Origin of the sequence: Pseudomonas sp. BS3782 TE3695, from assembly GCF_050435305.1 — a bacterium.
Lineage (GTDB): Bacteria > Pseudomonadota > Gammaproteobacteria > Pseudomonadales > Pseudomonadaceae > Aquipseudomonas.
Genome location: NZ_JBNDKB010000001.1, coordinates 221054 through 244155, shown reverse-complemented (window position 1 = coordinate 244155; position 23102 = coordinate 221054). Strand labels below are relative to the sequence as shown.

General features: G+C 59.5%; 18 protein-coding genes and 1 riboswitch. Of the genes, 12 read left to right on the top strand and 6 right to left on the bottom strand.

All coding sequences use genetic code 11. The features are described from left to right. Positions 1–214: 214 nt before the first annotated feature. From ABH909_RS01105 to ABH909_RS01095, 3 genes are read left to right on the top strand one after another with little or no spacing between them, the layout of a single operon-like run. Positions 215–1969 carry a carbamoyltransferase family protein gene (locus ABH909_RS01105; RefSeq protein WP_429429843.1) on the top strand — a complete coding sequence of 585 codons (1755 nt, stop codon included), beginning with the start codon at positions 215–217 and terminating at the stop codon, positions 1967–1969. After that, positions 1956–2867, top strand: coding sequence for a glycosyltransferase family 2 protein (locus ABH909_RS01100; protein ID WP_429429841.1), 912 nt, complete (start codon positions 1956–1958; stop codon positions 2865–2867). The genes ABH909_RS01105 and ABH909_RS01100 overlap by 14 nt, the downstream gene beginning before the upstream one ends. Continuing rightward, entirely contained in the window at positions 2864–4150 is a 1287-nt protein-coding gene (locus ABH909_RS01095; protein WP_429429839.1) for a capsule biosynthesis protein, read from the top strand. Before ABH909_RS01100 ends, ABH909_RS01095 begins: the two co-directional genes overlap by 4 nt. An 18-nt stretch (positions 4151–4168) precedes the next feature. On the opposite strand, the gene ABH909_RS01090 is transcribed toward ABH909_RS01095, so the two are convergent. After that, positions 4169–4801: a toluene tolerance protein gene (locus ABH909_RS01090; RefSeq protein WP_429429837.1), complete on the bottom strand. Its 633-nt coding sequence runs from the start codon at positions 4799–4801 to the stop codon at positions 4169–4171. Positions 4802–5085: 284 nt separating this feature from the next. Here ABH909_RS01090 and ABH909_RS01085 point away from each other — a divergent pair, with 284 nt between their 5' ends. From ABH909_RS01085 to hldE, 6 genes are all read left to right on the top strand, one after another. Then, positions 5086–6198: a capsular biosynthesis protein gene (locus ABH909_RS01085; RefSeq protein ID WP_429429835.1), complete on the top strand. Its 1113-nt coding sequence runs from the start codon at positions 5086–5088 to the stop codon at positions 6196–6198. Positions 6199–6203: 5 nt separating this feature from the next. Continuing rightward, the gene (locus tag ABH909_RS01080; protein WP_429429833.1) at positions 6204–7415 is read left to right on the top strand and encodes an O-antigen ligase family protein; all 1212 of its coding nucleotides are present in this window, start codon (positions 6204–6206) and stop codon (positions 7413–7415) included. Between the two features lie 102 nt (positions 7416–7517). Next, positions 7518–9308, top strand: a complete 1791-nt coding sequence (gene msbA, locus ABH909_RS01075) for a lipid A export permease/ATP-binding protein MsbA (protein ID WP_429429831.1) — start codon at positions 7518–7520, stop codon at positions 9306–9308. Positions 9309–9361: 53 nt separating this feature from the next. Continuing rightward, positions 9362–10204, top strand: a complete 843-nt coding sequence (locus ABH909_RS01070) for a GNAT family N-acetyltransferase (protein ID WP_429439707.1) — start codon at positions 9362–9364, stop codon at positions 10202–10204. A 16-nt stretch (positions 10205–10220) separates the two neighbouring features. Further along, positions 10221–11642, top strand: a complete 1422-nt coding sequence (locus tag ABH909_RS01065; protein WP_429429829.1) for a PIG-L deacetylase family protein — start codon at positions 10221–10223, stop codon at positions 11640–11642. A 76-nt stretch (positions 11643–11718) separates the two neighbouring features. Beyond that, the gene (hldE, locus tag ABH909_RS01060) at positions 11719–13143 is read left to right on the top strand and encodes a bifunctional D-glycero-beta-D-manno-heptose-7-phosphate kinase/D-glycero-beta-D-manno-heptose 1-phosphate adenylyltransferase HldE (RefSeq protein ID WP_429429827.1); all 1425 of its coding nucleotides are present in this window, start codon (positions 11719–11721) and stop codon (positions 13141–13143) included. Between the two features lie 102 nt (positions 13144–13245). Here the strand turns inward: hldE and ABH909_RS01055 are convergent, their stop codons facing one another. The 4 genes from ABH909_RS01055 to ABH909_RS01040 all read right to left on the bottom strand — a co-directional run bounded on the left by ABH909_RS01055 (position 13246) and on the right by ABH909_RS01040 (position 16814). Beyond that, positions 13246–14214, bottom strand: a complete 969-nt coding sequence (locus ABH909_RS01055; protein WP_429429825.1) for a metal ABC transporter ATPase — start codon at positions 14212–14214, stop codon at positions 13246–13248. Positions 14215–14295: 81 nt separating this feature from the next. Next, complete coding sequence (locus ABH909_RS01050) at positions 14296–15111, bottom strand: aldo/keto reductase (RefSeq protein WP_429429823.1); 816 nt, start codon at positions 15109–15111, stop codon at positions 14296–14298. Further along, positions 15108–16283, bottom strand: a complete 1176-nt coding sequence (locus ABH909_RS01045; RefSeq protein ID WP_429429821.1) for an NAD(P)/FAD-dependent oxidoreductase — start codon at positions 16281–16283, stop codon at positions 15108–15110. Before ABH909_RS01045 ends, ABH909_RS01050 begins: the two co-directional genes overlap by 4 nt. A gap of 198 nt (positions 16284–16481) precedes the next feature. Continuing rightward, positions 16482–16814 (bottom strand): DMT family transporter, encoded by a 333-nt coding sequence (locus tag ABH909_RS01040; protein WP_008004867.1) that lies wholly within the window; start codon positions 16812–16814, stop codon positions 16482–16484. 103 nt (positions 16815–16917) lie between these two features. Between ABH909_RS01040 and ABH909_RS01035 the strand changes: the two genes are divergently transcribed. Together ABH909_RS01035 and waaA are read left to right on the top strand one after the other, a co-directional pair. Next, positions 16918–17808 (top strand): LysR family transcriptional regulator, encoded by an 891-nt coding sequence (locus ABH909_RS01035; RefSeq protein WP_063341763.1) that lies wholly within the window; start codon positions 16918–16920, stop codon positions 17806–17808. 22 nt (positions 17809–17830) lie between these two features. Continuing rightward, positions 17831–19111, top strand: a complete 1281-nt coding sequence (gene waaA / locus ABH909_RS01030; protein ID WP_429429819.1) for a lipid IV(A) 3-deoxy-D-manno-octulosonic acid transferase — start codon at positions 17831–17833, stop codon at positions 19109–19111. A 161-nt stretch (positions 19112–19272) separates the two neighbouring features. Here the strand turns inward: waaA and ABH909_RS01025 are convergent, their stop codons facing one another. Then, on the bottom strand, positions 19273–20712 hold the full coding sequence (locus tag ABH909_RS01025; protein ID WP_429429817.1) for a TolC family outer membrane protein: 1440 nt from the start codon (positions 20710–20712) through the stop codon (positions 19273–19275). 193 nt (positions 20713–20905) lie between these two features. Further along, positions 20906–21011, top strand: a riboswitch (TPP riboswitch). A 166-nt stretch (positions 21012–21177) separates the two neighbouring features. Between ABH909_RS01025 and thiC the strand changes: the two genes are divergently transcribed. Then, complete coding sequence (thiC, locus tag ABH909_RS01020; protein WP_429429815.1) at positions 21178–23067, top strand: phosphomethylpyrimidine synthase ThiC; 1890 nt, start codon at positions 21178–21180, stop codon at positions 23065–23067. The last annotated feature ends 35 nt before the right edge of the window (positions 23068–23102 follow it).

Here is a 23102-nt window from a genome sequence, read left to right as displayed (position 1 = left end):
CAGAAAGAGTGCGAAGGGACGGCGCCTGGCGTGGACATGCCTGCCTGTCGCTCAGGCAAGGCGAAAGCGTTCTCCCCGTGTCAATTAACCTCTGGGTCATTCCCGTCATCTTTACGCTATAATCCCGCCCTTTAGCTGTCTCTCGCCGGTGCGAGGGCACATCAATTTTCAAGGCGCCTTGCGCCTGCATGCAGACTAAAGAGGCTAGACCCCTGTGGCATTGACGATTCTTGGCCTGTCCGGCGCCCTTAGCCATGATCCTTCAGCAGCCCTGTATATCGACGGCAAGCTGGTCGCGGCGGCTGAAGAAGAGCGCTTCGTGCGCGATAAACATGCAAAGAACCGCATGCCTTACGAATCGGCGAAGTTCTGCCTCGAACAAGCGGGTATCAAGCCATCCGACGTTGATGTGGTAGCGATTCCATTCGCGCCGATCAGCCTGTTCGGCAAGGCTCGCTGGCACTACGCCAAGCGTTACTGGTACGCCCCGGACCGCGCCCTCGACGCGATTCTGATGGGCAACCGTCGCTACAAGCGCTATCGCAACAAGATTGTCTGGTGCCTCGAGCAACTGGGCTTCGATCCGAAGAAAATCAAGATCGAGCCGGTCGAGCACCACCTGGCCCACGCCTCCAGTGCCTATCACTGCTCCGGTTTCAAAGAGAAAACCGCGATCCTGGGGATCGATGGCAAGGGTGAGTACGCCACGACTTTCTTTGGTTACGGCGAAAACGGCAAAATCCACAAGATCAAGGAATTCTTCGACCCTGACTCCCTCGGCGGCCTGTACGGCGCGATCACCGAGTTCCTCGGTTTCGAGATGCTCGATGGTGAGTTCAAGGTCATGGGCATGGCGCCGTACGGCGACGCCAGCAAATACGATTTCTCGCGTCTGGCCTCGTTCGAAAACGGCGAACTGGTGATCAACACCGACTACGCCAACGTCATCGGCCTGCGCCGTTATAAAGAGAAGGGCAAGGGTTTCTATTTTTCGCCGAAGCTGATCGAGTGGCTGGGCCCCAAGCGCGAAGGCGACATCGCCGACGAGCCGTACATCCACTACGCCGCGAGCATGCAAGCGCTGTTCGAGAAACTGGCGTTGCAGATGATCGACCACTACCTGGGCGACGTGCTCAAGGAAACCGGCAAACTGGCTTTCGCCGGTGGCTGTGCATTGAACGTCAAGCTGAACCAGAAGATTATTGCCCGCGATGACATCAAAGAGTTGTTCGTTCAGCCTGCGTCCGGCGATGCCGGTACTGCGGTCGGCGCGGCGGCTTACGTGTCCCACGCCCGTGGCGTGCCGGTCGAGAAGATGGAACACGTTTATCTCGGCCCGTCGTACAGCAACGAAGACGTGCTCGCGGCCTGTGCCCGTCACCCCAACAAACCTGCGTGGCGCAAGCTTGAGAACATGCCGGAGCAGATCGCCAAAATCATGGTCGACGGCAACCCGGTGGCCTGGTTCCAAGGCCGCATGGAGTTCGGTCCGCGCGCCTTGGGCGGTCGTTCGATCATCGGTTGCCCTAGCGCGACCGGCGTGGCTGACCGCATCAACCACCAGATCAAGTTCCGCGAGCGCTGGAGGCCTTTCTGCCCGTCGATGCTCGACACCGTTGCGCCACAGATGATCAAGATCGATCACCCGGCGCCGTTCATGACCTTCACTTTTGAAGTGGCTGAAGAGTGGAAAACCCGCGTGCCGGAAGTCGTTCACGAAGACGGCACCTCCCGGGCCCAGGTGTTGAAGCGCGAATACAACCCGCGCTATTACGACATGATGAAGGCACTGGAAGTGCTGACCGGTAACGGCGTGTCGCTGAACACCTCGCTTAACCGTCGTGGCGAGCCAATGATCTGCTCGCCGACCGACGCCTTGAATATGTTCTTCGGTTCCGACCTGCAGTACCTGATCATGGAAGACATTCTGGTGGTCAAAGAAGGTGCGAACGAGTATGCGGTTGACTGACGTGCTGATCAGTATCGTTATTCCTGCTTATAACTACGCCAAAACCTTGCCGCGTGCGGTGAATTCGGTGTTGGCGCAGTTGGGTGAAGCCCAGGCTGAGCTGCTGGTGATCGATGACGGTTCTACTGACGCGACGCCACAAGTTCTGGAGCAGCTGCTGACTGAACATGCGGGGTGCTTCAGAGCTCTGCGCAAACCCAATGGCGGTTTGTCTTCGGTGCGTAATCGCGGGATCGAGGAGGCTCGGGGGCAATACCTGATCTTCCTCGATGCCGATGATGAGATGGCGCCTGGTGCGCTGGCTGCGTTGACCCGGCATATCTCCAGCAACCCTGACAGCCGTTTGATCATTGGCGGTCACTGGTCGGTGTTCGACGACGGTCGTCGTGTCCAGCACGCCGTAAAACCCTTGCCAGCTACCCCGCGCCAACGTGTGCGTGGCTACTTGCTGGACAAGACGGTATCGCTGTCCAACGGCGCCTGCGCGATGCATCGCGAAGTGTTTGCGCCAGGCAACTATCCTGAGCACTTGCGCAACGTTGAAGACATTCCGGTCTTTGCTCAGGTGCTGGCGCGTTTTCCGTGCACTGTGCTCGATCAGCCGCTGGCGCTGATTTACAAGCATGATGACAGCATGCGCCATGACCTCAAGCAAAGCCTGGCGGCGGGCGTGGGGATGGTTGATGAAGTATTTTCCTCGGCCAGAATGCCTCGAGAACTGCAGGACCTGCGCCAGGCTTTCCTGGCTCAGCGCTGCCTGTCGTTGTTCCGCGATTGCTACAGTGCCGGCGATTATGTCAACGCCAAGGCTTTTTATGCCCGCGCCGTGCGCGCCGATCTGCGCTCTCTGACGCGCTGGTCCTATACCCGCAAAGCCATCCGGTTATTGGTCAAGTGAGCGCGCCACCGTCTGAGGCAAGTGCGCTCCAGGCTGAGGGATGCTGGACACAAAAAGCGCGTGAGCTGGACCGTTATCGCTGGAAGTTGCTGCGCGAGCGTCATGGTCGCTTTGGCAGTCTTTTGCGCCTGATTCGTGACGTGCTGGTGGATGTGGCGGTCGGAGTCCGCGCCAAGGCCTGTTTGAGTGGTTCAGTGGTGGCTGAACCCTGTGAGGTGCTGTTATTGCATTCGGCGCCGAAGTCCATGGCGTTGCAACGCAAGAATATTCTGATCGAGGGCTTGCGCAAGCGTGGGCATCACTTGGCTGAGGCTGCGTTACGTTCTCCGTCGGACGCCTGCGCCCAGCGCATGCTTCTGGCGCCGCCGCAGCCTGTGCCGCTGCGTTATCTTGTATACGCCGCCCATGCCCAATGGTTGGTGATGACGTATTCGCCCAAGGTGCTGATCAACGAACGCAACGGTAGTCTTCATGCGCCGTTCCTGCGCCTGGCATTGGCTGCGCGTGGCGGCCGATTGCTGCAGCTGGCCCATGCCACGACGCTGGAATCTTCACGGCGACTAGGGATGAACGATTACGACTATTACGGGGTCTTTGGCCATAGTTCGCTGGTTGCCTTGCAGGAAAGAACATTGCGCTTCGGTGAGTCAACGGTGGTGTTGATTGGCTCCTACCTCGCCGATGAAACCTATGATCTGCCAGTTGCCGATCCTGCGCTCCATACATTGTTGATTCTAGGGGTTGGCCCTGATCGGGAAAAAGAGCCGGGCTACCAGCGCACCTATCAGTTATTGCGCGACTGGGCCGAGCAGCATCCGCATTATCGCGTGCTGTTCAAGCGTCATCCGCGCAGCAAGGCGCAATTCTGGAACGATGCCGCTGCGCAGCTAGCCAACATCGACTTGCTGGATAGCAAGTGTTCACTGGCGGACGCTCTGGCGCAGGCCAGCGTTGTCGTCAATATCATGTCCAATGCGGGTATCGAGGCAGGGCTGGCGGGTCGGCCGGTAATCCATGTGAATGCGGGCAGCGATGTGGATATCTTCTCTCACTCGGTGTTTTTTGGGCCTCAAGTGCGCGATGAGCATGAGTTTTCCCGCCAATTGCAAGCGCTTGAGCAGGATTATCCGGGCCATGTGGCCCAGGCCCGACGCTTTGCCGATTATCACCTGGTGTACGGTTCTCAGGGCTTGGGAAAGACCATTCAACTGGTTGATAACTTGTTGCGAGGCGTAGACCCTGCGCGTGACTTCGAGACCTTCAGGCTAACTGCCGCTGGCTGACATTGGCGGCTCAAAGGCTTAAGGAGTGAGCGCCAGGCTCAGTTCCCGTCCACTGCACACATGTTGGTGATTCAGGTAGTGCTCAAGGAACTGGTTGTCCTTGAGTAGCCACTCGCGATCCTGGCGATAGCGCAACATATGCTTGAAATTGCGTAGACGCAGGCCTTTGCGCAGCGGCTTTCGATAGGTACGCAGGTCAGCGATATCGATCAGCCCCAACGTGTTTTCAGGCGTCAAAACCACATTGCCCAAGTGCGCAGAGCGAAAGTAAATGCCGTGCTCATGCAGGCGTGCAATGAACTCACCCAGTTGTGCCCGGAGAAAATCGTTGTCATCGGTGCCTAGCAACTGACGCAGGGTGCGACCGGGCAGGGGGTCGTAATGTACGGCATCGCGCTCGATGCTGGGGATGCGATAGATCTGGCGAACCGTTGGGCATTCGATATTGCGTTCGTGCAGCGCTCGGCAGTTGTCGGCAAATCGCCGGGCGTAAGGCGCCCAAAGCGCAGAAGTCAGCAAGCGTTTACGGCGGAACAGCTTGAGCATCGAGCCGTCGGCCAGGCACAAGACTTTATCCCCTTTACCATCGGCCTCGAGAACGTCGGCGCCCTCGCGCATGTTGAGATAAGCGGTATGGTCGAGCGTTTGCATCAAGGCTCCAAGGCTTGGCCCGATGGGGATGGGCAGCCGGCTATGTTACCGCAGTGCGCATGCTGCAAAAAACCGCTGTGGTACAATCGCCTCACTTTTTAAGAGGCAGTTGCCCGTTCACTGGGTTGCCTGACGCGATAACCACAGAGTGCTGGCTTCTGATTTCTGGTTTTATATTTCTATACGCGGACGGGCGAATAACAGGGTGTTGATGTCTGCGGACGTGTCGCACGTGGTTATATTGCGCTTTGGCGGGTGGATGCGGGCTATTTTTTGGACACCCTATGACGACAATGCTGTTCATTTCCTTGGCCAAACATCAAGGCCTTTATTTCAATCGGTTACTCAATGAGACCGAGCTACAAGGTAAAGTCGTTACCCCGCCACAGATGCCCTGGCCAAGGTTGTCGCATATAACCAGAGTGCTTTCGCGAATCGACTGGCCGAGCCTGATCGAAGAAAAATGCGAGGAACGGCGCGTCAAGAATAAAAACGACGGTCGCTTGTATCGTCTGCTGTTACGTCTTGAGCTGATCTGGATGGCGCTACGCGCTCAGGCGTTGCTTGATCGCGAGCGCCCCGATGCACTGGTGTTCTGGAATGGCTCCCACCGCTACTGCCGATTGCTGACGGCCTTGGCACCGACGGGTTGCAAGACGTTCTTTTTCGAGAACGGCTTGTTGCCCGATACCACCACCGTTGATCCGCGGGGCGTGAATTACCTGAATGCCGTTCCGCGCGAAGCCGGTTTTTATCTCAACTATCCTTATCCAGTTCCTGAAAATCAGGCAGCGCCCGTACTGATTCCACGCCAGCCTCGTACCAGTGGCCCGGCACCGATTGTGCTGCCGGAGAAGTTCGTCTTTGTTCCGTTTCAGGACGACCGTGATAGTCAAGTGCGGCTGTTTTCTCCCTGGATCAAGAACATGCGCGAGATGTTCGCCTTGGGCGAGCGCTTGGCCAAAGAGACTGGATTGACAGTGGTGTTCAAGGAGCATCCATCCAGTCGCGAAACGTATCCTGAGTTGCATGAGCGTACTCACGATCGCCTTTTGTTCGCCAACGGTAACGCCACTCAGCAGTTGATCGAGTCCAGCCAGTTTGTGATTACCCTGAACTCGACGGTTGGCCTGGAAAGCCTGCTTTTGGGTAAGCCCGTGCTGACCCTGGGCCAGGCGTTTTTCAATATCGAGGGTTTGGTAATGCATGCCGACAACGCCGAGCAGGTGATGGAAATTGCGCGTGCATTCCCGCAATGGCCACTCGATGAGCGGTTGAGGCGTAACTTTCTCCACTACCTCTCCGAGCACTATTGCATCAAGGGTGGGTGGAAGAACGCCGACAAGGCCCATTTGCAGCGGGTCGCCAATCGAATGCTGGGTAAAGCCGAGTGCTGACAGGAATGAAGAAGTTTTTCGGTAAGGAAGTCCTGGAAGTGTGGGCGTCTATCGGTTTTCTTGTGCTGCTGTGTGGGGCGTGGGTACTGCCGGACAACAAGCTATATCACCAGATGATGATTTTCCTGCTGTGGTTGCCCGCCCTGTTGGCACTGTTCCATCGGGATTTTCGCCTGATGCTCAAGCAGCCGGAGTGTGTCCTTTTTGTTTTTTTCGTGGCCTGGACGTTATTGGTGCTGATGGTTGAGGGTGGCAATAATATCCTGGGCAAAAGCAAGGTAACGCTCTATGTGGCCCTTACCCTGTTGGGCGTGCTACTGGCTGCCCAGAACCGCAGGTGGCGGTTGGAGTCGATGTTGTTGTACGCATCGATCATGGGCGGTTTCTTTGCTGCGGCTTCCTGGTTCTACTTTTATGAAGTGTCCGCTCAACCTTTCAGCGGCAGGCTGATTGCCATTGGCTTGTGGGACACTGCAATCATGGCCGCGCATGCGGTGGGTGCCTTGCTGATTCTTGGCGTATTTACGTTACAAACCAAACGCTTCAATCCCTGGCTAACAGTGTTGGTGCTGATTCCGGCGCTGGGATATGCGCTATTCCTGGGTTTCAGCCAAACCCGCGGTGTGTGGATCGGCTTGCTGGCCTGTCTCTTCGTGATGGGAGTGGCGCGACCGTCGCGCCTGGGAGTTGGGCTGATCATTCTGGTAGTACTGGGATTGGCGTCCGTTGCGGTATTCAAGCCGGAAATTCTCTTGCAGCGCGGCGTTTCTTTCCGTCCCGAGCTATGGAACGGCGGCGTTCAATTGATGCTGGATCATTGGGCGATGGGGTTGGGGTTCCATGAATACCTGATTCCTGTCCCCGAAATCGGACAGGCATTCAAGCATCCGCACAACCTGTTCCTGGATATCGGAGTGCGTCTCGGAGTGCCTGGCCTGCTGCTGTTCGGTTGGTTGTGGCTGGCGGCTGGCTGGCGTGGCTGGATTTCGCGCGCGCAGCCACTGGGGCAGGTGTTGCTGGCACTCTGGGTGTTTTCCGGGGCGTCACTGATGACCGATGGCATTGGTCTCTGGCTCAAGCCCAATGCGGATTGGTTGATCACCTGGCTGCCGATTGCCTTGAGTATCGTGTTGGCCACTCGTGGCAGCAATGCAACCAAGGACTTCGTCTGGAGTGTTGCAACCCCTGAAGCTCGTGGTGCGGTAGCGAAGTGCTAAAGCGTTTTCGGCACCTCCTCCGGGCTGAGCCGATGTTGTAATTCGTTCGCTGTTACAATCCACGGGTTGTCTGTCTTTTTTCAAACGTACGAGGCGTGCCGAATGGCCAATTCCGACCAGCAATCAAGCATGAAGATTTACCTGCGGTTGCTGAAATACGTGCTCCCGTACTGGGGCGCTTTCGCCCTCAGTATCGTCGGCTTCGTGCTATTCGCATCCAGCCAGCCGATGCTGGCGGACATGCTCAAACATTTTCTCGACGCCTTGCAAAAACCTGATGACACCAAGTTTCTGGGTGTCTCGCTGGTACTCGGCGTGCCGTTGTTGATTGTGCTGATTGCGGTCTATCAGGGTATCGGCTCATTTCTGGGCAACTATTATCTGGCCAAGGTTGCCCGGGGCGTGGTCCACGACCTGCGATGCGCCTTGTTCGACAACCTGTTGACTCTGCCTAACCGTTACTTCGACAACAACAACTCCGGCCACCTGATTTCCCGTATTACCTATAACGTGACCATGGTCACCGGTGCCGCCACCGATGCGATCAAAGTAGTGATCCGTGAAGGCCTGACGGTGGTGTTCCTGTTCGGTTATCTGCTGTACAGCAACTGGAAAATGACCCTGGTATTGCTGGCGATCCTGCCGGTCATCGCGATTCTGGTGAGTAGCGCCAGCAAAAAATTTCGCAAGCAAAGCAAGAAAATCCAGGTGGCGATGGGCGATGTGACCCATGTGGCGTCGGAGACGATCCAGGGCTACCGCGTGGTTCGCAGCTTTGGCGGTGAGGCCTACGAAATCGAGCGCTTCCACAAGGCCAGCGCCGACAATATGAACCGCAGCCTGGGCATGACCCGCACCCAATCGATCTACACTCCAATGCTGCAACTGGTGATTTACATCGGTATGGCCGTATTGATGTATCTGGTGCTTTACCTTCGCGGCGATGCCTCTGCTGGCGAACTGGTTGCCTACATCACCGCTGCCGGTTTGTTGCCCAAGCCGATTCGTCAGTTGTCGGAAGTCAGCGCCACGATCCAGAAAGGGCTGGCCGGCGCGGAGAGCATTTTCGAGCAGCTCGACGAAGTTCCGGAAGTCGATACGGGCACCAAGGAAATGGAGCGCGTCAGTGGTCGCCTGGAAGTGCGTAACCTGAGCTTCCAGTACCCGGGCACCGAGAAAATCGTGCTCAACGATATTTCCTTTACCGCTGAAGAGGGCCAGATGGTCGCTCTGGTGGGGCGTTCGGGCAGCGGCAAATCGACCTTGGCCAACCTGATTCCACGTTTCTATCACCACGACAAGGGCCAGATCCTGCTCGACGGTGTGGATGTCGAGGAATACAAGCTGACCAATCTGCGTCGTCACATTGCCCTGGTGACCCAGCAGGTCACCCTGTTCAACGACAGCGTCACCAACAACATTGCCTACGGCGACCTCGCCGGCGCACCGTTTGAAGACGTGCGCAAGGCCGCCGAAGATGCCTATGCCGCCGAGTTCATCGAGCAAATGCCTCAAGGCTACGACACCCTTGTGGGCGAAAACGGTGTGCTGCTTTCCGGCGGTCAGCGCCAGCGTCTGGCGATTGCCCGGGCACTGCTCAAGAATGCGCCATTGCTGATTCTCGATGAGGCTACCTCGGCCCTCGATACCGAATCCGAGCGCCACATTCAGGCGGCTCTCGAACAAGTAATGAAGGGCCGTACCACACTGGTGATCGCTCACCGCTTGTCGACCATCGAGAAGGCTGACCTGATCCTGTTGATGGACCAGGGCCGCATCGTCGAACGCGGCACCCACGCCGAGTTGTTGGCGTTGAACGGACATTACGCACGCCTGCACGAGAAGGACTTCGTCGAAAGCACTGACGAGGCAATGACGGAGTCTCACGTTTGATTTTGAGTTACTGGCGAGCCTGGAGAGAAAGCGGCTGGGTGCCCATCGATGCAATGGCTTATACGCAGGCCTGGCAACAGTTTGGCGGCAGCGTGGCGACTCATCCCGACGTGGTTGAGCGTCTGGCGGGTCTGGTAGGCATCCCGGTGCGTTATCTGGGCTGGTTCGTCGATGGTGAATTGTGCGCCGCGATGCCAACCTGGGGGCGTCATGTGGCCTTGTCCAAGGACGTGCTCAAGCGTGAAGGCAAGCGTGGCCTGCTCGATCTTGGCAATGCCGAGATCATCCTGCCGGTTGCCGAAGACGTCCAGGTTCGTGTGCGGCATCGCGCACGTTATGTATCCGAACTCAATGCCCCGAACATCACCGGTCTCGCTGAGCAACCGGAAGGCCTGGCGCTGGCTCGTGAACCAGAGGACTACAGCAAGAAGTTTCGCTACAACCAACGTCGTGACCAGCGTTTGCTTGAAGAGGCGGGTGGCATTATTCGACCGATGCTGGAGCTGAGCGCCAGCGAACAGGCGACCATCTATGCCGACCTGTTCCAGCGCCGCTGGAACTTTGAAGCACCGGGCAAGGTGCGTCTTTCTGAGGTGTTCAGCCTGTTGCGTGAGTTCATGACCGGGTCCTTGATCTACCTGAACGACGAACCGGTGGCAATCCAGATTCTGTACCGGGTCGAGGCGCCCAAGTGGGTCAGCCTGGAATACATTAACGGCGGTGTCGACCCGCAAAACCGCGAGTTCAGCCCTGGCAGTGTGCTCAGTTTCGTCAACACCCAAGCCGCGTGGGAGCAGGCTCGCGCCGTGGGCAAGCCGCTGCGTTACTCGTTCGGCCGCGCAGATCGCGAATACAAGGATCGCTGGTGTCACCGGGTTCCGGTCTATCAGGTTTGAGCGAGGACAGGCAGTCATGAGCGCACGCAAGCAACAATTGCTTAAACGCCATCGCCAACGCAAACGTGTGGTGCTGATCGGTGCATTATTGGTCGCATTACTATTTGGTATTTTTATCGCGTGGTGGCCTTTGCCGTTGTTCCTGCTGCTGGGCTGGATCGCCCATGAAGCCTGGTTCGCCGACCATCTTTTCTATGCCCCGGGCGACGATTATCGCTATGACTTCCCCGCAGGTACGCCGCAATTTCCCGTCACCCTGGCCAAGGGTGTATTGCAGGTGACGGGCGACGTTGGCGTGGCGCAAACCCTGGTTTTGCAGGTGCGGGTCAAGAGCCATTGGCTGGGTCGCTTTCTTGACCCCCAGGTATGGATCGGTGACGACCGCCAGGATCTGGAACGCGGTGTTGCGGGAGAGCGTTTTCTCAATCTGTCCGGGCAAGGTTCGGCGCTGGCTGCCGGGACCCTGACCTTGCGTGGACGCTTTTGCAGCCTGGCGCCACAGGCGACTTTATACGCCCTGAGTAATCCGGATTTTGGCCAGCAGCGCCTGCTCATCATCGCCCCCCATGCCGATGATGCCGAACTGGCAGCTTTTGGTCTCTATAGCCGGGCGTCCGAGGTGGCTATCGTCACACTGACCCAAGGCGAGATTGAGGCCGAACACTATCGCAATATGGGCCTCGACGCCGCTCAGGCCGCCCGTCTGAAGGGTCGCCTGCGTAGTTGGGACAGTCTGGCAGTGCCGCTGTGGGGCGGGGTACCGCAACAACGGTGTGTGCAATTAGGTTATTACTGCTTACAGCTGAATGCGATGGCGCAGCAGCCGGAGCAAAGCTTCGGCTCCCGTGAATCGGGGGAGAGCGACATACGTGACGTGCGTCGGCACAATGCCCTGAGCCTGCCAGGTGACGTCGATGGTCAGCCCCATTGGCGCAACCTGGTGGCTGATCTGGCCCGTCTGCTTGAGCATTTCCGGCCCGACGCGGTGCTGACGCCCCATCCCGAGCTGGATCCCCACAGCGATCATGTCGCCAGCACACGCGCCTTGATGGAGGCGATTAAGCTCAGTACCTGGCGCCCGCGTACTCTGCTGCTTTATGCCAATCACCTGCACGACAACGACCGATGGCCGATGGGGCCGGCGGGTTATGGCATTGCCTTGCCGCCGACCATCGAGCCGTTGCCGGCTGATGGGTTATGGAGTCCGTTGCTGGACGCGCCAACCCGCATGGACAAAGCCATGGCCTTGGGCATGCAGCACGACTTGCAGGGTCGTCCACCGCTCAAAAAACGTCTGCGCCGGGTGATTCAGCGCTTGTTGGCCGGGCGTTGCTGGCCTCGCACCGGTGAAGACGAGTTTTTCCGCAAAGCGGTGCGCCGACATGAACTTTTCTGGGTGCGTCCGCTGGATGCCCCTCCACAGAATGACCGCCGCTGAGCCTGTGTGCTCGCGTGCGGCCGCATCCTTTCGCTATGTTATTATCCGCGACGCTTTTATTGCCCCTGGAGTTTCCATGAAGTTATCCATGCCACGATTCGATCAGGCCCCTGTCCTGGTGGTCGGCGATGTCATGCTCGACCGTTACTGGCATGGTGGTACCTCACGGATTTCCCCTGAGGCACCGGTACCGGTAGTCAAGGTCGAGCACATCGAGGATCGCCCGGGCGGTGCCGCCAACGTTGCCCTGAACATTGCCGCGCTCGGTGCGCCGGCCTCGCTGGTCGGTGTGACCGGTGACGACGAGGCTGCCGACAGCCTGGTCAACAGCCTCAAAGGCGCCGGCGTGCGGGCGTTGTTCCAGCGCATCGCGCACCAGCCGACCATCGTCAAGTTGCGGGTCATGAGCCGTCACCAGCAATTGCTGCGTATCGACTTCGAAGAGCCTTTCTCCACCGACGCTTTGGCGTTGGGCGAGCAAGTCGACGAACTGCTTGAAGGCATCAAGGTGCTGGTACTGTCCGACTACGGCAAAGGCGCGCTGAAAAACCATCAGGTGCTGATCCAGGCTGCCCGTGCCCGCGGCATTCCAGTGCTGGCCGATCCCAAGGGCAAGGATTTCTCGATCTACCGTGGCGCGAGTCTGATCACTCCAAACCTCAGCGAGTTTGAAACCATCGTGGGTGGGTGCGCTGATGAGCACGAGTTGGTGAGCAAGGGCGCGCAGCTGATGCACGACCTTGACCTCGGCGCCTTGCTGGTGACCCGTGGTGAGCACGGCATGACCTTGCTGCGCCCGGATCATCCGGCGCTGCACCTGCCGGCCCGTGCCCGTGAGGTGTTCGACGTGACCGGCGCCGGTGACACGGTGATTTCTACCCTGGCGGCGGCGATCGCCGCCGGTGAAGAGCTGCCCCACGCGGTAGCCCTGGCCAACCTGGCGGCGGGCATCGTGGTTGGCAAGCTTGGTACCGCGGCCATCAGTGCCCCGGAATTGCGTCGTGCGATCCAGCGTGAAGAAGGTTCCGAGCGTGGTGTGTTGGGGCTGGAGCAGCTGTTGCTGGCGGTCGACGACGCACGCGCACACAACGAGAAGATTGTGTTCACCAACGGCTGCTTCGACATCCTGCATGCCGGCCATGTGACCTACCTCGAGCAAGCGCGTGCCCAAGGCGATCGCCTGATCGTGGCGGTCAACGACGATGCGTCGGTGAGCCGCTTGAAAGGTCCGGGTCGGCCGATCAACAGCGTCGACCGTCGCATGGCCGTACTGGCCGGTCTGGGCGCCGTGGATTGGGTCATCAGCTTCGCTGAAGGCACCCCGGAAAACCTGCTGCGCGAGGTCAAGCCGGATGTATTGGTCAAGGGCGGCGACTACGGGATCGAGCAAGTGGTTGGCGCAGACATCGTCACTGCTTACGGCGGGACTGTGAAAGTGCTGGGGCTGGTAGAAAACAGCTCGACTACGGCGATTGTCGATAAGATCCGCAAATCCGAGTAACACCCAAAAAGATCGCAGCCTCGTTTCACTCGACAGCTCCTACAGGGAATCGCATTTCTATGTAGGAGCTGTCGAGTGAAACGAGGCTGCGATCTTTTGCTTTTAAGAGCTGACTTTCTTGCGCGGCACGATTCTTTTCAGCAGTTGCTTTGCTTTTCCATGCAAGCGGGCTAAACCGGAATCCTGCCCCGGCGGGCTCAAACCCTGCTGTCGCATCCAGTCTTTCCAGCGAATCCGCTCATCCTTCACTAGCCAGCCTTCCTGCCGGGCAAAGCTCTCTGCCAGATATAGCCCGCGGGTACTCGCCGGATACAACCGATCTTTTTTCAAGGTATACAACTCGGCCATCGGCTGGCCGTCCTGCAATGGCATCAGGTACAAATCGGGCCGTTTGCGATCGAGCCGAGCCACCAGTTGATCGCCTTCCAGTCGTTCGTCGACATGAAACAGGCTCAAGGATTTGGCTTCCTTGGGCACGTCCAGGCGTAAGTCGTAGATCAATTGCAGCGACGCGGTCGGCAAATGCACGTAGGCACGCGGGCGTTCGATCAGTGGCATGCTGGCGCAGCGCACCGGCCGCGCCGAGCCGGACAGCGGTGTCAGGCGAAACGGCAGGGCTTCGCGGTAATGCAGGGCAGCCGAGTAGGGCGCTGGAAGCCAAGTGTCGTTGAAACGCCCGCTGAGCCAGCCTTCCGGGGTTTCCAGCAGGCACTCCTCGGCAATTTCCTGGGTTGCCGTGTGCAGCGGCAGGCTCAGTTCATGGGCCGGCACATAACCTGAGATCAACTTGAGCACCACATCGCCTCGGTCCTGCCGACGTTGACGCACCAATACCCAGTAATCGCGATTCTGCCAATGCAGCGTCAGGCGCACCGAAACCCCGAGATTTGCCAGCTCCAGGGCGAACCGCTCGGCGTCGGGTACCGTTACCGGACGGCGGCGCTGCAACGTCTGGGAGAAATTCAGCGGCATCCCGACGCTTTGGTAGCTCAGGCCTTCGGGTGTCGCTTCGACGAATAACGGCAGGGTCTTGAAGTTGCTCGGGTTCTTTCTTATTAACGTACGCGGCATGTCGGCTCCTGCTTAAGGCCGCGTGGGCGGCATCAATGGCTAGGGTCTGTTGACGTTTGGCGTCACGGTCGTCACCAAACGTCAACAGACCCTACGAAGGACCTGGGCAACGGTCGCGACGTTGTGGGCGAGGTGCAGCGGATTAATAGTCCCGACAATAGCACTGGCCACGCCTGGGTGTTCGAACAACAACTCGAAGCTGGCGCGCACCGGATCCACGCCCGGGCTCAAGCAAACGTGGCCGCTGGCCAAGGCTTTTTTGACCAGGATCGCTTTGCCGTGAGCAGCAGCATAGTCAATGACTGGTTTCTCGCTCTGTTCGTTCAGATTGTAGGTGACCATCGCGCAATCACCTTGTTCCAGAGCCTTCAAGCCGCCTTCGACGGTTTTGCCGGAAAAACCGAAACCGCGAATCTTGCCTTCGCGCTTGAGCTCGGCGAGGGTCGGGTAGACCTCGGATTCATTGAGGATTGCCAGGTCGTTGCCGTCGGAGTGCACCAGCACCAGATCGATAACATCCGTTTCCAGGCGTTGCAGACTGCGTTCCACCGACAGGCGCGTATGGGCGGCGCTGAAGTCGTGACGCGACTGGCCGTCGGCAAACTCTTCACCCACCTTGCTGACGATCACCCAATCCTGACGTTGACCCCGCAACAATGGGCCGAGACGCTCTTCGCTGCGGCCATAGGCCGGCGCGGTGTCGATCAGGTTGATGCCCAGGTCGCGCGCGAGTTTGAGCAACATGCGCGCTTCATCGTCACCAGGGATCTGGAAGCCGTTGGGGTATTTCACCCCTTGATCGCGACCCAGTTTCACCGTGCCCAAGCCCAGTGGCGATACCAGCAGGCCGGTGCTGCCCAGAGGGCGATGCAGATCGTGCAAGGTCGGTTGGCTCATGGCAGCAGTTGCTCCCAGACAGGGGCGCCCCTCGGCGGTTTTGGCAGTTCCGGCAGCGGCGCCGGATGGCTTGGCTGGATGCCGTCGCGTTGCAGTGCGGCAAGGACGCGGTCCGCGAAGTCCGGCGCCAGGGCCAGTTTGGTCGGCCAGCCCACCAGCAGACGGTCCTGCTCGGCGAGGAAGGCATTATCCGGGCGAGTCAGGCCTGATTGCAGCGGCTCGGCGCGCTCCACTCGCAAGGTCGCCCACTGCGCGGTACTCAAGTCGATCCATGGCAGCAGGTTGCCGAGTTCTTTTTTCGCCGTGGCGATTTGCGCCGCAGGATCGCGGGCCACGCCTTCGGCTTCGGCGATATCGCCTCCCAGGTACCAGACCCATTGGCCATCGGCAGCCGGGTGGGTGGTCACAGTGATGCGTGGCTTCGACCCGCCGCCCAGGCAATGGGCGTACAGCGGTTTGAGGCCCGGGCCTTTGACGATGATCATGTGCAGGGGACGGCGCTGCATGGCCGGTTGGCTCAGGCCCAGCGCCGTTAGCAGGTCGGCGGTGCCGGCACCGGCGCTGAGAACGATGCGCTGGGCGCGAATCTCGCGTTCGTCGACTTTCAAGCCGACCAGTTCGCCGTTTTCCAGCAGCGGTTCGATGTGCTGGCCGGCCAATAGACCGTCACCGGCCAAATCGGCCAGGCGCTGGATCAGGCTTGGCACGTCAACCACCAATTCCGCCAGGCGATAGACCTTGCCCTTGAAACGCTTGTCTTGCAGGGCTGGCGGCAGTTGTTCGCCCTTGACCTGATCGACCCGCCCGCGCACGGCTTTGCTGGCAAAGAAACTGGTGAGGTTGCCGGCGAGGGTGCCGGGGGACCAGAGGTAATGGGCGTCGGACAGCAGACGCACGCCGGACAGATCCAGCTCGCCGTCGCCGGCCAGCGCTTCACGCCAGCGACGCGGCATGTCGGCGATGGCTTCCGAGGCGCCGGTCAGGGCGCCGTGCAATGCGTATTTGGCGCCGCCGTGGATGATGCCTTGGGACTTCAGGCTCTGCCCGCCACCGAGGCTGGCGCTTTCCACCAGCACGGTCGAAAAACCCTGGCGGCGCAGGCGTGCATTGAGCCAGAGGCCGGCGACACCAGCGCCGACAATCAGAACGTCGGTGGAAATAACGGATGGCATGCAGCGACCTCAGTGTTCAAGACGAGGGCGCAGTATACAGACTCGAAGAAAAGAGGATTGTTGGTGATCAATCGGATGGATGCAAAACCTGTGGGAGCGGGCTTGCTCGCGAATGCGGTGTGTCAGGCAACATAGATGTCGACTGACAGCCCCTCTTCGCGAGCAAGCCCGCTCCCACAATGGATCGCACTTCGGGTTTTAATGCCCCGCGGTTTTCGAGAACAGCTGAATAACCACAACCCCCAGCACAATCAGCGCCATCCCCAGCATCGCCGGCACATCCAGCTTCTGCCCGTAGATAAACAGCGCCGCGACGCTGACCATCACGATGCCCATGCCGGCCCACACCGCGTAGGCCACGCCCACCGGAACGCTGCGCACCACCAGGGTCAGCATCCAGAAAGCAATGCCGTAACCGACGATGACTAACAGCAGCGGCAGTGGCGTACTGAAACCCTTGACCGCTTTCATCGAAACGGTAGCGATCACTTCGGCGCAGATGGCGATGGCCAAGTAGTAGTAAGCGGTCATGGGTCGATCCTCGTATGAAGCGTTGCTCTCTAAGGTCGGCATTCTAGAGATTCGCCAGATGCGGTAAAGTCATTACCTATCTGTTTTGAAGATGGGTTGAGCCATGAACATGCAATGGAATCTGGAACAACTGCGTTTGTTTGTCAGTGTCGCGGAACAACGTTCGTTTTCCGCGGTGGCGCGGGATCAACGCAAGGCGCAATCGGCGGTCAGCAGTTCGATCGCGCTGCTGGAAGAGGACTTGGGCGTCAGCCTGTTCGATCGCAGCAGCGGTCGTCAGCCGAAACTCACCGAAGCCGGCACCGCCCTGCTTGAAGAGGCGCGGGAAGTACTACGCCAATGCGAGCGTCTCAATGGCCGGGCGCTGGCGATGATGCGCGGCCAGGAAGCGAGTCTGCGGGTGGCTCAGGATGAGGCGATGCCTTATCAAGCAGTGGTTGAAAGCTTCGAGGCCCTGGCAGAAAAATTCCCCAGCCTCGAAGTGCAGCTGACCAGTGCCGCCCAGGGCGATGTCGCGCGCAAATTGGTGGAACGCCGGGCCGATCTGGGCTTGCTGTTTTATCACGAGCAAATTCCCGAAGCCCTTGAGCGGCGGGTGCTGGGTAGCGTCGAAATGGTTACGGTGTGCGGCGTGGGGCATCCCATGGCGAAGCAGGCGCAGGTCGATTGCCAGCAAATGGCGCAGCATCGACAATTGCTGATGTCCACGCAATCCAGCGTCTATCCCGGCAGCGAGCCCGCCAGTCCGCAGGTCTGGCGCGCCGACAGTTTCTATGTGATGGCTGAATGGGTGATGCGCGGCCTTGGCTGGGCCTGGTTGCCGCGCCATGTGGTGCAGTACCCGGCGTATCAGAATCAGATGGTCGAACTGGCCAGCGAATGGACGCCGCCGGCATTAATTGTCGAATTGGTCTGGCGCCGCGACGAACCCCTGGGCCCGGCGGCCCGTTGGTTGGCTGAACGTTTTGCCGTGCACTTGCAGGCGATCGGCTAAAAAACCGATAAACTCCGCCGCCATGAATAGAACTCTCTACACCGCGCTGTTTTATCTGGGGCTGCCGTTGGTAGCGATTCGGCTTTGGCTACGGGCGCGCAAGGCGCCGGCGTATGCCAAGCGCATTGGCGAACGGTTCTCCCTCGCGCTACCGGCGATGAAGCCGGGCGGTATCTGGGTCCACGCGGTGTCGGTGGGCGAAAGCATCGCGGCCGCGCCGATGATCCGCGCGTTGCTGCAACGGTATCCGACGCTGCCGATCACCGTCACCTGCATGACCCCGACCGGGTCCGAGCGGATCCAGGCATTGTTCGCCAACGAGCCACGCATTCAGCACTGCTATCTGCCTTATGACTTGCCTTGCGCAGCCAGGCGATTCCTTGATCGGGCCCGACCGAAACTGGCGGTGATCATGGAAACCGAGCTCTGGCCCAACCATATCCACCAATGCGCCAAACGCGGGATTCCCGTGGCGCTGGCCAATGCGCGTCTGTCCGAACGCTCAGCCAAAGGCTATGGCCGCTTCCATAAACTGACCCGGCCGATGCTCGCCGAGATGAGCCTGTTCGCGGTGCAGACCGAAGCCGAGGCGCAGCGCTTCCGGGATTTGGGCGCGCGCCCGGAAACCGTCGAAGTGACCGGTTCGATCAAATTCGACCTGACCATCGACCCGCGACTGTTGCAGCGTGCCGCCGAGTTGCGGGCGCAATGGCAGGCGCAGGATCGTCCGGTATGGATCGCTGCGAGTACCCATGAAGGCGAAGACGAGGTGGTGCTGGCTGCCCATCGTCGGCTGCTGGCCAATCATCCCGATGCCTTGCTGATTCTGGTGCCGCGTCATCCAGAGCGTTTCAATCCGGTATTCGAGTTGTGTCGGCAGCAGGGTTTCGCCACCGTACGGCGTTCGACGGGCGAGCCGGTTACCGCCAGTACTTCGGTGCTGCTGGGCGACACCATGGGCGAGTTGCTGTTTCTCTATGCCTTGGCCGACAGCGCGTTCGTCGGCGGCAGCCTGGTGCCCAACGGTGGTCATAACCTGCTGGAACCGGCGGCCCTGGCCAAACCGGTGCTCAGCGGGCCACACCTGTTCAACTTCCTCGAGATCGCCACGCAATTGCGCAGCGCCGGGGCGTTGGTCGAGGTCGATGATGCCCAAGGTCTGGCGCTGGCGGTGCAGCAGCTGTTCGAACTGCCAAGCGATGCACAACGGATGGCAGAGGCGGGGCTGAAAGTGATGCGCACCAATCAGGGCGCGTTGCAACGGTTGCTGGATGGGTTGGGCAGGTTGATCGACAAGTCCTGAATTTGTCACTGCTCCTTTGTGGCGAGGGAGCTTGCTCCCGCTCGGCTGCGAAGCAGTCGTGGAATCAGCCGATGTGGTCTACCCAGACAGACCGCATGCTCAGGGTTTGGGGCCGCTTCGCAGCCCAGCGGGAGCAAGCTCCCTCGCCACAGAGTTTTCTTTTATTGGGCGGGATTAGCCCTCAACTGCTCCGCCGCAGCCTTGGCCAGATCCGGCGGCAGGAAGTCCTTGTCCGGGTTGTAGTCGGGTTTGAGATAACGCGTCAGGTCCTGCAAATCCCCCGGGTTCAAGGTGCCGGCGGCCTGCTTCAAGCGCAGGTTGTCGAGGATGTAATCGTAGCGGGTGTTGTTGTAGTTACGCACCGAGGTGTACAGCTGACGCTGGGCATCGAGCACGTCGACGATGTTGCGCGTTCCCACCTGATAACCGATTTCGGTCGCCTCCACCGCGCTCTGGTTGGAGATGATCGACTGCCGGCGAGCCTGTACCTGCTCGACGTCAGTGTTGACGGCGCGGTGCAGGTTGCGGGTGTTTTCCACGACCTGACGACGCAGCGCCTCACGTTGCTGCTCGGACTGAGTCAGCCGCGAGTAGGACTCACGCACCTGCGAGCTGGTCAGCCCGCCGCTGTAGAGCGGGATGCTCAGTTGCAGGCCAACCGTGCGTTGCTCGACATCACCGCCGTAACGCACGCCGTTCGGGTTCGGGTTGGTAAAGCCGAGGGCGTCGTTGTCGCCTTTCTGGTATTGCGCGACCGCATCCAGGGTGGGCGCATGCCCGGCCTTGCGCTGCTTGAGGGTTTCCTCGGCGGCGCTCACCGCGTAATTGCTGGCCAGCAGATTCAGGTTTTGTTTGGCGGCGGTGTCGACCCAGGCTTTGGCATCGTTCGGTGCCGGCGGCAGGATCGGCAAGGTATGAACGATGCCCTGGATCGAATTGTATTGACGATTGGTCAGGGTGATCAGCGCTTCGAACGCGTCGTCCACCTGGCGCTGGGCAAGAATCCGGTTGGCCCGCGCCGTGTCGTAACTGGCCTGGGATTGCAGCACGTCGGTCTTGTCCGACAGCCCGACGTCGAAGCGCTCGTTGGACTGGTCGAGCTGACGTTTGAACGCCGCTTCTTCAGCCTTGGTCGAGGCCAAAGTGTCCTGGCTGCGCAGCACGTTGAAGTAGCTTTCGGCACTTTGCAGAATCAGGTTCTGTTCAGTGGCCGAGAGTTGCAAGGCTGCCTGTTCGTTAACGTCCTTGGCGGCCTGTAACTGGAACCAGCGATCGGCGCGGAAAATCGGTTGCGCGAGAGTCGCCTGATACACCGCGCCACTGCGGGTCGAGGTCAGCGATGGCTGGTCGAGCGAGGTGCGGGTGTTGTTCAGGTCGGCACCGGCGGACAGGTTGGGCAACAGGCCGGCGCGAGCCTGGGGCACGACTTCCTTCTGGGCGCCATATTGGGCGCGGGCAGCGGCGATATCGGCGTTGTTGTCCACCGCTTCCTGATAGACGCTGACCAGGTCAGTCTTGGTCGATAAGGGCGCTTCAGCTGCCCAGGCCATTCCATTGGACGCACAAGACACGGCAAGGGCCAGTGAGAGTTTGCGCAGCATGAGGCCATCCCTAAAAAATTACGCTGATAATTTGAGCGCCAAGGCTACGGCGCGGCGCCCTGCAGCGTCAAGGCGCGGCATGGCGTAGCGAGTGTAGTTGCACGCAGGCACGGCAACAATCCTGCAATTGCGCCATTCATCATGGTGTTTGCTGCGGAGTTGGCGTTCTTTGCCGGTTGTGTCTAGACTGGCCGGGTTCTTGTCGGGGTGCCTTGCTATGAGGCTGAGATCGAATAATTTCGGATCCCGTTGAACCTGATCAGGTTAGCGCCTGCGTAGGGAACAAGATTTCTCGTCACCCGGCGAGTCCTCTTGTGCTTCGTCCGGGATGTTGTTCGACAATCGAACACCCCTCGAGCACCGAGCACAGCACCAGCTGGTTTCCCCAGCGCCCGTGCGTCCATTCGTTTACAGGTTCGCTCCGACAAAAATCCACTGCCTGGATGTGTGTCTGGAGAGCCCGTGATGACTACAAAATCAAAAATCGAAACCAACCTGAGTGACTCGGCCAAGGTCGATCAGCAATCGGTTCAGCCGTTTACCCGCTCGCAAAAAATCTATGTCCAGGGCACTCGCCCCGACATCCTCGTGCCGATGCGCGAAATCAGCCTGGACGTGACCCCGACCGACTTCGGCGGCGAAATCAACGCCCCGGTGGTGGTGTATGACACCTCGGGTCCGTACACCGATCCCAACGTCATCATCGACGTGCGCAAAGGCCTGGCCGATGTGCGTTCACCCTGGATCGAGTCCCGTGGCGACACCGAGCGTCTGCCAGGTCTGAGCTCCAACTTCGGTCAGGAACGCCTGGCCGATGCCGAGCTGACCAAACTGCGTTTCGCCCACGTGAACAACCCGCGCCGCGCCAAGCCCGGGGCCAACGTCAGCCAGATGCACTACGCCCGTAAGGGCATCATCACCGCCGAGATGGAATACGTCGCCATCCGCGAAAACATGAAGCTTGAAGTGGCTCGTGCCGCAGGCTTGCTGGATCAGCAACACGCCGGCTACAGCTTCGGCGCCAGCGTGCCGAAAATCATCACGCCGGAATTTGTCCGTGAAGAGATCGCCCGTGGTCGCGCGATTATCCCGGCCAACATCAACCACACCGAACTGGAACCGATGATCATCGGCCGTAACTTCCTGGTGAAGATCAACGGCAACATCGGCAACAGTGCCTTGGGTTCGTCCATTGAAGAAGAAGTGGCGAAACTGACCTGGGGCATTCGCTGGGGGTCGGACACGGTCATGGACTTGTCCACCGGCAAACACATTCACGAAACCCGTGAATGGATCATCCGTAACTCGCCGGTGCCGATCGGTACCGTGCCGATCTATCAGGCCCTGGAAAAAGTCGGCGGCGCCGCTGAAGACCTGACCTGGGAACTGTTCCGCGACACGCTGATCGAGCAAGCCGAGCAGGGCGTCGACTACTTCACCATTCACGCCGGCGTGTTGCTGCGCTACGTGCCGCTGACCGCAAAACGCGTGACCGGCATCGTCTCCCGTGGCGGTTCGATCATGGCCAAGTGGTGCCTGGCGCATCACAAGGAAAACTTCCTCTACACCCATTTCGAAGACATCTGCGAAATCATGAAGGCCTACGACGTCAGCTTCTCGCTGGGCGATGGCCTGCGTCCGGGCTCGATTGCCGACGCCAACGACGCGGCACAATTCGGTGAGCTGGAAACCCTCGGCGAGCTGACCAAAATCGCCTGGAAGCATGACGTACAAACCATGATCGAAGGCCCGGGCCACGTGCCAATGCAGTTGATCAAGGAGAACATGGACAAGCAGCTCGAGTGCTGCGACGAAGCGCCGTTCTACACCCTCGGCCCGCTGACCACCGACATTGCGCCAGGCTACGACCACATCACCTCCGGTATCGGTGCGGCGATGATCGGCTGGTTCGGTTGCGCCATGCTCTGCTACGTGACGCCGAAGGAACACTTGGGCCTGCCGAACAAGGATGACGTGAAAACCGGGATCATCACCTACAAGATCGCGGCCCACGCTGCCGACCTGGCGAAGGGACATCCGGGGGCGCAAATTCGCGACAACGCCTTGAGCAAGGCGCGTTTCGAATTCCGTTGGGAAGACCAGTTCAACCTCGGCCTTGATCCGGACACCGCGCGCTCGTACCACGACGAAACGCTACCGAAGGATTCGGCCAAGGTCGCACACTTCTGCTCCATGTGCGGGCCGAAATTCTGCTCGATGAAAATCACCCAGGAAGTCCGCGAATACGCGGCCAACCAGCGGATCGAAACGGTGGATGCGGAAGTCGCCCAGGGGTTGGCCGAACAGGCTGAGCGGTTCAAGCAGGAAGGCAGTCAGTTGTACAAGAAAGTCTAGCCACAAGCGATGATCGTTCCCACGCGGAGCGTGGG